Here is an 11777-nt window from a genome sequence, read left to right as displayed (position 1 = left end):
ATGATGAAGAAACCCTTCCTTCCTCCGGAAGATATGCCACCAACTGAAGCAACGCAAATTGATAGAATCCTGCGTTGGCAGCTTGAACGCTCTACCGGCAGATGCTTCTTTGAAGCCTGCGACCAGATTACAAGAGCCTTGTTGTACAGTTGTCAGTGGTATATTACAACAAATGACGGTATTTTGACCCTGGTTATTGATTGCCCTGACATAGTCACTTATTGGCATATAGTCAGTAATATTCCACAAATTGGGAATAGGCTAGAGAGGTTTGCTAGTAACGCAAAAATCACGGTTCATCCTCCTTTTGGGAAAGGAGCACCGATAGAAGTTAGTGTAAATGAAATATCAGCTTATAGAGATTGGCTGTAGACAGTTATCAATACGGTTCAGATAAGATTGGAGACGTAGCGTGCTACGTCTCTACACTGTACTATTAACTGTTCAAAGAAACTTGTTCCAACAACCAGCCATACCAATTTTCAAGCCCAGCGCCAGTCAATGCAGAAACCTGAAAAATCCGAATTTGAGGATTGACTTGCTGGGCATACTCTATACAACGCTGAACGTCAAACTGTACGTAAGGCAGCAAATCAATTTTTGTCAAAATCATAACGTCGCTGGCACGGAACATATGGGGGTATTTTATTGGTTTATCTTCTCCTTCCGTCACTGAGAGAATCACGGCTTTGGAATTTTCACCCAAATCAAACAAGGCGGGACACACTAGGTTACCCACGTTCTCAATCATCACAACCGAATTTAACGGAGGGCTGAGTTGTTGTAACCCCCGTTCTACCATTGCTGCTTCTAAATGGCAGCCTGTTCCAGTGTTGATTTGTACAACCTTACAGCCTGTTTCTTGAATTTTTTTGGCGTCATTAGCGGTTTCTTGGTCACCTTCAATGACACTTATAGCCAACTGATGTTTTAAATCGTTAATAGTTCTCGTTAACAAAGTTGTCTTTCCTGCACCAGGAGAACTCATGAGATTTAAAGCTAGAATATTTCGACCTTTGAACCATCCTCGATTTTGTGCTGCTATCAGGTTATTTTTGCCTAAAATATCTTGCTCTAAGGATATAGTTGTGCCGTGTAATTTGGCATGAACGTGAAATGGTTCTGTTGGGTGGTCGCTGTGAGAATGGGTGATGACTGTACCATCGGGTAAGGTATGAGTATGATAATGTGGGTGCGCCTTTCCGTTACTCGTCATTACTTGTATTTCTTCTGTTTCAAGATTAGTAATTTTAGCTTCAGTGTTATCGGAACAACCGCAGGTTACACACATAGGTAAGAAAAAAGTCAAGAGTAAATACAGTGAAGAAATATTTCGAGCGGCACTGATTCTGCCTACTACATCGGATAGCTAGCTTCTTCAATTTCTATTTCTTTTATTTTCAATTCTGTACCTGCTATTAAATTAAAATGTATACTGCCACACTGACAATGACCATAGGGCTTTTCTAAAGGAATTTCTGCTCCGCATTGACAACAATGTGCTAATCCGGGAATTTCCAAAATTTCTAACTTTGCACCTTCTAAAATAGTCCCTTGAGTACAAACATCAAAACAAAATTTTACAGCCTCAGGCATAATGGCTGAAAGTTTACCAATTTCTAGTAATACTCGTCTTACTTTTGTCCCTTTGGCGTGTTCGGACACAATTGTTACAATATTTTGAGTAATTCCCAACTCATGCATAAAATCGCTAATATTTATAGGGTGCGTTGGTGTTATATCATGCACCAACGTCATTAAGTATGATAATAGAAATTAATTTCTAGAAACTCATACTCTTTGACTGCTAAGCTCTTTAGAAGATATTATCAAGTCATTGGAATTTATAAAGTTTCATGAACTACAAAGATTAAACTTTTTGTCAAAGGAGTAATTGCCACTCTAACAAGGCAATACTACTCCCATTCCGCTCTAAAATTTCCGATTTTTGTAGGGTGGGCACTGCCCACCAATAGATACCTCTTTAGGTAATCTTCTGGTTAGAAGGGAGTCAAAGAAAAATAGGTATAGTAGATAACATTTATAGTAGTGAAATTTTAGGTATTACCTCTACTTTATAACTGCGACTATTTGCTAGAATTTACATAAATTTGAATGACATTTTTTGATTTTTAATCGTAGGTAATTTCAGGAAATCAGACATTGAGATGGTTTCAGACAAGATATCAATTGAAGCTAAAAAATTGAAAAAATATTTTGATATTCAAGAGGAAAAATGAATTTTTGTAAAGAGGAAAAAGGTGTAATTTTAATTGTCGATGATACACCGATTAATTTAGAAATTTTATTTAGATTTCTAGAAAATGAGGGTTTTAAAGTTTTGGTTGCAGAAGATGGAGAAGCAGCAATAGAAATGGCAGAATGTGCATTGCCAGATTTAATTTTGTTAGATGTCTTAATGCCTGAAATTGATGGTTTTGAAACTTGCCGTCGCTTGAAAATAAATCCTGTTACTCAAGAAATTCCTGTGATTTTCTTGACCGCTCTCACAGAGAGAACGGAAAGGGTCAAAGGTTTAAATGTCGGAGCAGTCGATTACATCACTAAACCATTAGAGCATGAAGAGGTTTTGGCGCGAGTGAAGATTCACCTGCGTCTGAGAAATTTAACAAAAAGGCTCACGGAACAAAATGAACGTTTAGAAAAGGAAATCCGCGATCGCAAGCGTTCGGAAAAGAAACTCGATACGGCGTTTTGCAAACTCCAAAAAAGCGAAGCTCGATTTAGACGGTTGGTAGAATCAAATATTATCGGGATTATTTTAGCAGACCTTAACGGCAAAATTACAGAGGCAAACGATGCCTTTCTCGAGATGGTGGGGCATGAACGAGAAGAACTGAGATCTGGAAAATTACGTTGGGATAAAATGACTCCACCGGAATATTGGCACTTAGAAGAAAAAGCGATCGCGGAATTACACAGTTCTGGAGCTTGTACGCCTTTCGAGAAGGAATATATTCGCAAAGATGGAAGCCGTGTTCCCGTGATGGTCGCTGGTGCTCTTTTGGAAGAGTCGCAACAAACCACCGTAGGTTTTGTCCTTGATATAACAGAACGCAAGCAAGCAGAACAGAAAATCAGCGAACAAGCTGCGTTACTCGATATTACAACAGACGCAATTCTCGTCCACGACAGTAACCAACAAATTAAATTTTGGAACAAAGGGGCTGAAAATCTTTACGGATGGAAAGCAAAGGAAGCGCTTGGTAAAAATGCTAATGCACTTCTGTATCGGTCAGAAAATTTATCTCAACCCCAAAACATCGAAAAAGCTTTGGCTGAATATGGCTCTTGGCAAGGTGAGTTACATCAAATCACGAAAGAAGGGAAGGAAATCATCGTTTCGAGTCGTTGGACATCAATGCTGGATTCTGAGGGACAAGTCAAAGCCATCTTAACTGTCAACACTGATATTACACAGAAAAAACAGTTTGAAACTCAATTGCTGCGAGCGCAACGCATGGAAAGCTTGGGAACACTAGCAAGCGGTATTGCCCATGACCTTAACAATGCGCTAACACCAATGATGATGACGGTTCAACTCTTGGAGAAGAACCTTTCAGATAACAAAAGTCAACGTTGGCTTTCAATATTAGCAACTAACATTAGACGTGCGGCAGATTTAGTCAAACAAGTGCTGTGGTTTTCCCGAGGGCTAGAAAGTAAATTCACACCTTTGCAAGTCAAGAGTTTAATTTCGGAAATTGAACAAATTGTCAAGCAAACATTTCCCAAAACCATAGAAATACGTACAGATATACCAACATCGAATCTTTGGAATATCTCGGGCGATGCAACTCAATTGCACCAAGTCTTAATGAATCTCAGCATCAATGCTCGTGATGCCATGCCAACAGGTGGTATTCTACAGATTTCCGCTAAAAATTTCTGGATCGACCAACAATACGCCTACAATCATATTGAAGCAAAAGTTGGTCCCTACATATCTCTTACTGTATCTGACACGGGAACCGGAATCCCTAAGGAAATATTAGATAGAATTTTTGAGCCATGTTTTGCCGTGGTCAACGTGGGCAATGATTGCGACGTTACGGATTGGGAGCGTCATAAGTATGTTTCGTCAACTCTAGATGGGATTTTAGAACTTATATCTGGCGGTCTAATGCCGTAACAGAATTTGGGAAAATATAGAAATTCTGTAAACAAGCCTTAATAATTCTATCTTAACCGTTATACTTCGTTTGTTTTTCGATAACAACCAGAAAATTTATGGAGAGCTTTCCGATCGCTTGACGGACGCAGAAAAAAAGAATTTATTCACATTTTGCCGTGTTTAATAGTTTCCACAGGCAGACTGAGTTTTTTTCTCCGTATAATCCTTACTCGTTAGTAAAGATTTTATATTGTGTTTTGCGTGTAAATACTGTCTTTTTTACAACGAAAGTGTTGTTTTGCAAAGGACACATTTGATAGTTCCCACCAAGAGCCGCCATTTGTGGAGTTCACTAATACAAACTGCTTGCTGATTAAGGAGCTTCTTTCTTGTGGAGCATCTTTTTATGGGATTTGTGTTCTTATGGCGATCGCTCTCGTCTCGCAAACTTAGCCGATCTGCCACTATGCTGTAGCGAAGCTATTGCTTTTAATTGTATCTTATATATCCTAAGACTAGATTTCGCCTTGTGTCAAGCATGGGAATTATCCATCTTGTGGAACGGGCGAGGACGCCCGTTCTAAATTAGTGGCTCTCAAGATGCCCGCACCACAAGAGAAAGTTGAATATTTTTTTATCTGGAAGTCCCTAATTGAAGACTGCTTGAATATTCCTAAGATTGGGGTGGTTAAAGCTGTTTTTCACAGAGAAATTAAAGGCATTATCAAGACTGTCACTATCAGCAAAACTCCTACAGACAAATACTTTGCGTCTATTCTGTGTGAGACAGAAGATGGTGAAAATCAATTCATAGACGATAAAGTTCTTGGTATTGATCTGGGAATTAAAGATTTTGCTATTGTCCACGATGGTACGAGTGTTACAAAATATTCAAATCCTCAGCATATAAAAAAGCACGAGAAAAACCTGGCTAGAAAACAACAGAAACTAGCTCGGAAGAAGAAAGGTAGTAAGTCTCGTGCTAAAGCTAAAAGACTGGTAGCGAAAGTTCACGAAAAAGTATCAAATTCCCGTCAAGACTTTCTGCATAAAGTATCAAGAAAGCTTGTAGATGAAAGCGAAATCATTACAGTTGAAAACCTCAACGTAAAGGGACTGGTACGGAACCGTAAGTTATCCAAATCTATTTCGGATGCCGGATGGGGAATGTTTGTTAATTTCTTGGATTATAAGCTGAAACGTAAAGACGGAAAGCTCATAGAAATTGACAGATTCTTCCCCAGTTCTAAGATGTGTTCAAATTGTGGTCATGTTGAGTATGAGTTGCCATTGGATATCCGAGAATGGGATTGCCCATCCTGTAAAACTCATCACGATAGAGACGGGAACGCATCGCTGAACATACGGAACGAAGGTATCCGAATACTAAACTCTCAGGCTTGTCCTGAAGTCACTGCCGGAGGGTTCCCCGGTACTGCTAGGTTGAAGCGGAATAAGACCCGCAAGTCGCAAGATTTGAAGGCATCGGCTGATGAAACTAGAAGCCAACACTTACCGCGTCAGCGGAAGTGTGGGTAGTTCACGTTTGAATATCATCACAGCACCAGTCCTCCCCTGAATTATCTGAAGGGTTATCGGAGTTGGAGGGTTGGAAATCGGCAATTCTTTACAAAAGTTTATATATAAGCTGAACTTGGCTAGTGTTTATCTGGTGGATGCCAACCACCTTTGATTGAATGACAAAATGAAAGAGACGATTTGTGTAAGGCATTTGAAGTGCAATGGCACAAAAAGCCTTGTATATCAATGGTTTGGTGGGCAATTCCTCCCCTACGTATATAGAGATTCTCAGTTCCATAAAGTACATAGATGTTGAGACGCGCTGTTTCAGGCATCTTCAGATGATTCGTGGTAATGTATGTGATTTAAATGAGAATCGCTATAAATTATGGAAGCACAACCAAGAGATATCCGACGTTACATTACCAGTGATGGCAGGGTTCCATTTGCCGAATGGCTTGAATCATTGCGAGATGGCAAAGCCAAAACTATCATTGAAAAAAGGCTCAACAGAGTTAGTCTTGGCAATTTTGGTAATTATCGTTCGGTTGGAGAAGGAGTGTGTGAATTAAAAATCAACTTTGGTTGTGGATACCGTATCTATTTTGGACAAATTGGAACAGCAATTGTACTGCTTCTATGTGGAGGCGATAAAAGTACTCAAGAGCAAGATATTCTCAAAGCAATAGAATTTTGGAAAGAATTTAGGAGCAGAGAAAATGCCAACTAGTGATAGTTATTTTGATGATTTAATTTTACGTCTAAAAGATCCAAACTATGCTGCAATTTATCTTGATACTCATTTGGAATCGGAAGAGGGAGAAGAATTCGATGCTAGATTAATTCAACTGGCGTTAACTCATGTAGCAAAAGCGCTAGGAGAAGAACACATGACGCCAGAACAAGCAAAACTACACCTGGAAAAATTAGATGAATTACTTTCACAAACTGGTGCTGAGGCAATTTATAACTTAGGTAATTGGTTAAATGCCCTGGGATTAAAACTTACTGTTAGTGTTACTCCTAAAGTGGATAGTAGTTTGACAAATGTTGCGAGTGTTTCTGAAATAAGTGTTTAGTAGATATACAGTATTTTTTAGGTAAATGAAGTACATCGGTAGGGGCGAACGGTTGAGAGCCCTTAGAACTACATTCTCATATTATTAGTGGGCTTTAGCCCTACCTACGAATTAAATGACAAATTTACTTTCAAAACACCTCCATGATGGACTGGAAAAAACTCCTAACACCAAAAAGACTCGGCAAGAAAGAACCAGAAAATCTTGAGTTAGACCGCACTTATTTCCAGAGAGACTACGATCGCTTAGTATTTTCCTCTCCTTTTCGTCGCCTAAAAGACAAGACCCAGGTTTTCACTTTGCCCAGAAATGATTACATTCGGACTCGTCTCATTCACAGCTTAGAAGTTTCCTGTGTTGGTCGTTCTTTAGGTAGAATTGCTGGAACCACAATTATAAAAAGACACAACCTGGATGAGTCTGGATTGAGTGCATCAGATTTCGGTGATATTATCGCTGCTGCTTGTCTAGCACATGATATTGGGAATCCGCCTTTTGGTCATTCTGGGGAAGATGCAATTCGGGCTGGATTTGATGCGTGGTACAGCACAACTGTTAACCATCAAAGACAAGAATTGCTCAGCATACATCAAAAAACTGACTTTGATTTGTTTGAGGGTAATGCCCAAGGATTTCGTATACTCTCCAAACTAGAGATGTCACAAAGACTTGGAGGAATGCAACTCACCTGTCCAACTTTAGCGACTTTCACAAAATACCCCAGAGAATCTTACATCCCACAGGATATCCTCAACGGTTACGCTGGTAGCAGTATTAAAAAATACAGCTTTTTTCAAGCAGAGAAAGATTTATTTGCTGAGGTTGCAGAAACAGTTGGGTTAATTCGCCGTCACGATAATGCAGCATGGTGGTCTCGCCACCCTCTGACTTTTTTAATGGAAGCAGCAGATGATATTTGTTACTCAATTGTAGATGTAGAAGACAGCCACCGTATGGGTTACATTCCTTTTCATCTAGCAAAGGATTTGCTGAATGAAATTGCAGAAATTGACTTTAAAGACAATCAAGAAAGCGATGAAGAAAAAGTTAAGCATCTGCGTGCTGGTGCAATCAATAAATTAGTTCAAGAGGCGGCTGCTATTTTCCTGGAATACGAAAAAGACATACTCTCCGGTGAGTTTGACCGACATTTGTTGTCTTTAAGTACCTATGCCAAACATCTTGAAGTCATTGCGGAGACAACCAGCACTCATGTTTTCAACCACCCCAGTGTTATTGGTATTAGAGTTGCTGGGTATGAAGTGTTAGGAAAACTATTTGCTGAATTTGTTGATGCAGTTTTGGAAAGAAGCAAAAAAGGGAAGTTTGTCTATCATTTGCTTCCCAAGGAAGATCGCCCTACCCCTGAAGAAGATACCTATCACAAAATTTTGAGAGTGACAGATTATATTTCTGGCATGACAGATTCTTACGCTACAAGTTTATTTCAACAATTTAGTGGCATTGCCTTACGGTAAGATATTTGTCAGAGATAGGAAATTTAAAAGATTACTATCTTATCATAATCTTCCAACATTTGTTCGAGTAGGTCTTCCATAATGTCTTGATTTCTCCGGCGCATAATTGGCGGACCATAGAGAAATTCTTTAACGCTTATTTTTTGCTCGCGAAAATCTCTCACAAAATTACGAATATCGGCAACAATCTCAAGCTCAGCTTCAACCTGTTCTAACATTTGTCCCAGAGGATCGATTCCTGTACGAGTCGCTTTACGATAATCAGAAACCATCGCACCCTCCGGGCTATGTTTCGCCAGACGCAGTTCTTGTTTCAGGTTTTCATATTGGGTTTTAAGAAATTCAGTTTCCTGTTCTAACCGCGTGCATTTTCTGGTCAAATCATCTTCATTGTTACTTGCGACAGATTCGCCTGCTTGATATTGCCGTTCAATTTCCAACAGCCGCGCCAAGTCCCCCTCTTGGTAAGCTTTGTTAAGTTCCTTCATAATCTCTGTATGACGCATCTGTGTTTCCCCATCTGTCACCTTATCTGGGTGAAAGATTTCAGCTAACCGCAAAAACGTCTGGCGAATCTTTTTTGAAGCATCAGTTTTTTTTTCAAAGGAAGATCCTAAATTGTGTTCTGTTCCCTGATGTTGATAGTGTCCTTCTTCGCCTGACTGGGAAAAATCATTCTCCTGTTCATCAGTCTCAAACAGTTGATCCAGTTCTAAATCTTCTTCCTGGTTGCTAGACTTGGGACTAATGATTCCCATCATCTGAAGGTCACGGTAGATTCCTTCAACATCTTTCTTCGTCTGCTTGCCAAATTTTCTGGTAGCGAATATTTCATCAAACAGAGCATGGATTTCTTTATCGAGTTCTGCCAATTTCTTGACGCTAGGACTAGCTCTATGAAATATGTCCGTAGCTAGAGAACGCATCTGCTCAACAAAGTTGTTCAGTTCGGTTTGTTTTTTCTTGATTTGTTTCAGCAGCCATTGATGTTCTTTTTCTATGGCTTCTAAACGGAGATGAACAGAGGAGAGAGCCAGTGTTGTTATTGTAGTGGCTTTGGGTGAAGATCGTACTTTTTTAGGCATGGAATAACGTGAGTTCGATCGAGGTTAAAAGGCAGCAGTTGAATTACCGTATTTTTGAAGTGAATGCCCACAGGAAGCTTTTCGTCCTGATAGGTTCAGGGAACGATCGCAATCGGACAAGTGAACTTCTTTACATTACTACTTTTTTCACTCGGTAAGCTCTAAGTAATGGTTAAGGATTTTTGATTTTTTCCGGAATCCCTTGTGAATTTAAGTGAATCATGAACAGCGATCGCTCCTTTTTGAATTAAGAAACTGTTCTTTTGCTAAAGTGAGAGTTGTAAAGACCACTGATTTGCCGATCGGGCATTGCCTGAGTGTTCTCTTAGACCTGGAAAATTATGTTGAAAACAGTAAAAATAGAAAATTTCCGTGGTTTTCAGTCCTTCGAGCTTCAGCAACTAGGTCGGATAAACCTGCTGGTTGGGAAGAATAACAGTGGCAAAACATCCATACTCGAAGCTATTCAGCTTTTGTGCTCCCGCAATAATCTTGAGCCATTAGCTGAGGTCATGACAAACCGGGGTGAATATTTTTTTGGGAATGATGGCAGGGGAAGCCGTCAGCTTGACATACGTCACCTTTTTTATGGGCACGAAATTCAAACAGGCAGTAGATTTACAATATGGGGCATGAATGACAATATCAGCGAGCACGTTGTTGGCTCGATAGCAATACGGCGTTCAAAGCGTCCAAAGCTTCATGATGATTCCGATGTTGATGAACAACTTAGCCTGTTGGATGAAGATTCTAATGATATCAAAAAACTTGGATTTATCGTCAAATGGATTTATGGAGGTGAAACAGAAGACTTAGCGTTTTCCATATCATCCGATGGTGGTCTTTCTACTGAGTTTTTTCGACCAATTTATCGTAGAAGCACGGAAAATACTTTACCAAGAACACAATTCATTACATCATCTTCCTTAACAACTGAGAAGATGATCGAGTTGTTCGATCGAGTGGTTTTAACACCAGAAGAGACTCTTGTACAAGAAGCTCTTAAGACAATTGAACCAAGAATCGAGCGTATTGCTTCAATTACTCAACGAAGGTCTTCCATTGATTCTCGTGGTGGATTTGTTATCCGCCTTTCTGATAGCAATCAACGAGTACCTATAGGTAGTATGGGGGATGGCATATGGCGTATCTTAGGGCTTGCGCTCTCGACTGTCTGTGCTAAAAATGGATTTCTATTTGTTGATGAAATTGATACTGGGCTGCACTTCACTGCCATGTCCGATATGTGGAAGCTTGTTTGGAAAACTGCAACAAGACTGAATGTACAAGTTTTTGCAACTACACACAATAGTGACTGTTGGACAAGTTTAGCTAGCATTGCCAATCAGGAAGACGCAACAGAAGATGGAATCACAATTCAACGTGTTGAGCGTGAGAAGCAAACAGCTGTAGCCTTTACTCAACGTGAAATTGTCATTGCTACTCAAAGAGGAATTGAGGTACGTTAGTAATGGCAAGTAAGTATTTAGCCAAAAAGCTGATAGTAGAAGGTGAGCAAGATAAACGAGTCATACCATATCTGATTGAAGCTAACGGAATTCCTTGGGGAAACACAAAGGAGAAAGCAGTTGTCCATATTGAACCCTATGGAAGCGACAAGTTTATTGATGCAGATGTTATCTCTACAGAGTTAAAAGCATCAGGATTGACTGCACTTGGATTGATGGTAGATGCAGATGAGAATCCATCAGGAAGATGGGAAAGTATTAGAAATGCTTGTTTAAAAAGTATGCCTGATATTCCTAAGAAACTGCCAAACACGGGATTAGTTCATACCACGACCAATGGAATTAAGTTTGGTGTCTGGCTTATGCCAGATAATCAAATGCAAGGTATGTTAGAAACTTTCTTAGCATATATGATTCCAGATGGAAGCGAACCACTTTGGGAATATACTCAAGAAGTAGTAGCAGAAGCAAAAAGTAGAGGAGCAGAATTCATCAATCCTCATGTTGATAAGGCACAAATATATACTTGGTTGGCATGGCAAAATCCCCCTGGAAGGCAATTGCATAACGCTATCATGGAACGTATTCTGAATCCACAACACCCAAAAGCGCAAACCTTTGTCAACTGGTTTAAAAATTTATATGACCTATAAACCAAAGATGTTTATTGATGGGGAATCGGGACCCACTGGCTTACAAATTTACTCGCGTCTCAACCAACGGGATGACATTGAGTTAGTCAGTATTGAGGCATCCAAGCGCAAGGATTCAACTGAGCGAGCAAAACTAATTAATGCTGTTGACGTTGCTGTTCTCTGCTTGCCCGATGATGCAGCCCGCGAAGCTGTTGGCTTGGTTAGCAGTGATAAGGTGAAAATTCTTGATGCCAGTACTGCCTATCGAACAGCTGAAGGTTGGGCATATGGCTTCCCAGAATTGAATCCAGGGCAGCGAGAGAAAATTGCCAACGCTCAGTTTGTTAGCAATCCGGGCTGTTATCCCACAGGATT

At 39.9% G+C, this 11777-nt stretch carries 11 protein-coding genes and 3 pseudogenes; 10 read left to right on the top strand and 4 right to left on the bottom strand.

The window, feature by feature from the left end:
- Positions 1-372 carry a hypothetical protein gene (locus ACYRY3_RS10375; protein WP_460201597.1) on the top strand — a complete coding sequence of 124 codons (372 nt, stop codon included), beginning with the start codon at positions 1-3 and terminating at the stop codon, positions 370-372.
- A gap of 64 nt (positions 373-436) precedes the next feature.
- On the opposite strand, the gene hypB is transcribed toward ACYRY3_RS10375, so the two are convergent.
- Together hypB and hypA are read right to left on the bottom strand one after the other, a co-directional pair.
- Entirely contained in the window at positions 437-1291 is an 855-nt protein-coding gene (gene hypB / locus ACYRY3_RS10370; protein ID WP_460201596.1) for a hydrogenase nickel incorporation protein HypB, read from the bottom strand.
- Positions 1292-1356: 65 nt separating this feature from the next.
- Complete coding sequence (gene hypA, locus ACYRY3_RS10365; protein ID WP_460201653.1) at positions 1357-1704, bottom strand: hydrogenase maturation nickel metallochaperone HypA; 348 nt, start codon at positions 1702-1704, stop codon at positions 1357-1359.
- A 532-nt stretch (positions 1705-2236) separates the two neighbouring features.
- Between hypA and ACYRY3_RS10360 the strand changes: the two are divergent.
- A pseudogene (locus ACYRY3_RS10360) lies at positions 2237-3976 on the top strand (PAS domain S-box protein); the annotation flags it as partial.
- 39 nt (positions 3977-4015) lie between these two features.
- Here the strand turns inward: ACYRY3_RS10360 and ACYRY3_RS10355 are convergent.
- A pseudogene (locus tag ACYRY3_RS10355) lies at positions 4016-4090 on the bottom strand (GTP-binding protein); the annotation flags it as partial.
- A 434-nt stretch (positions 4091-4524) separates the two neighbouring features.
- On the opposite strand from ACYRY3_RS10355, the gene ACYRY3_RS10350 reads away from it, so the two are divergent.
- From ACYRY3_RS10350 to ACYRY3_RS10330, 5 genes are all read left to right on the top strand, one after another.
- Entirely contained in the window at positions 4525-4719 is a 195-nt protein-coding gene (locus tag ACYRY3_RS10350) for a hypothetical protein (RefSeq protein WP_460201595.1), read from the top strand.
- A gap of 16 nt (positions 4720-4735) precedes the next feature.
- Positions 4736-5674, top strand: coding sequence for an RNA-guided endonuclease TnpB family protein (locus tag ACYRY3_RS10345; RefSeq protein WP_460201594.1), 939 nt, complete (start codon positions 4736-4738; stop codon positions 5672-5674).
- 370 nt (positions 5675-6044) lie between these two features.
- Entirely contained in the window at positions 6045-6386 is a 342-nt protein-coding gene (locus ACYRY3_RS10340; protein ID WP_460201593.1) for a type II toxin-antitoxin system RelE/ParE family toxin, read from the top strand.
- A complete protein-coding gene (locus ACYRY3_RS10335; protein ID WP_460201592.1) occupies positions 6376-6735 on the top strand; it encodes a helix-turn-helix domain-containing transcriptional regulator in 360 nt (119 codons plus the stop codon). The genes ACYRY3_RS10340 and ACYRY3_RS10335 overlap by 11 nt, the downstream gene beginning before the upstream one ends.
- A gap of 143 nt (positions 6736-6878) precedes the next feature.
- Positions 6879-8213: a deoxyguanosinetriphosphate triphosphohydrolase gene (locus ACYRY3_RS10330; RefSeq protein WP_460201591.1), complete on the top strand. Its 1335-nt coding sequence runs from the start codon at positions 6879-6881 to the stop codon at positions 8211-8213.
- 23 nt (positions 8214-8236) lie between these two features.
- On the opposite strand, the gene ACYRY3_RS10325 is transcribed toward ACYRY3_RS10330, so the two are convergent.
- A complete protein-coding gene (locus ACYRY3_RS10325; RefSeq protein WP_460201590.1) occupies positions 8237-9298 on the bottom strand; it encodes a molecular chaperone DnaJ in 1062 nt (353 codons plus the stop codon).
- A 341-nt stretch (positions 9299-9639) separates the two neighbouring features.
- Between ACYRY3_RS10325 and ACYRY3_RS10320 the strand changes: the two genes are divergently transcribed.
- The 3 genes and pseudogenes from ACYRY3_RS10320 to ACYRY3_RS10310 form a co-directional block, all read left to right on the top strand.
- Complete coding sequence (locus ACYRY3_RS10320; protein WP_460201589.1) at positions 9640-10767, top strand: AAA family ATPase; 1128 nt, start codon at positions 9640-9642, stop codon at positions 10765-10767.
- A 2-nt stretch (positions 10768-10769) separates the two neighbouring features.
- Positions 10770-11420: a DUF3226 domain-containing protein gene (locus tag ACYRY3_RS10315; RefSeq protein WP_460201588.1), complete on the top strand. Its 651-nt coding sequence runs from the start codon at positions 10770-10772 to the stop codon at positions 11418-11420.
- Positions 11410-11777, top strand: a pseudogene (locus tag ACYRY3_RS10310) (N-acetyl-gamma-glutamyl-phosphate reductase); the annotation flags it as partial. The gene ACYRY3_RS10315 and the pseudogene ACYRY3_RS10310, both read left to right, overlap by 11 nt.

The organism is Scytonema sp. NUACC21 (assembly GCF_054684315.1).
Note: the sequence above shows the minus strand (reverse complement) of the source record. Positions and strands in the feature narration are given on the sequence as shown.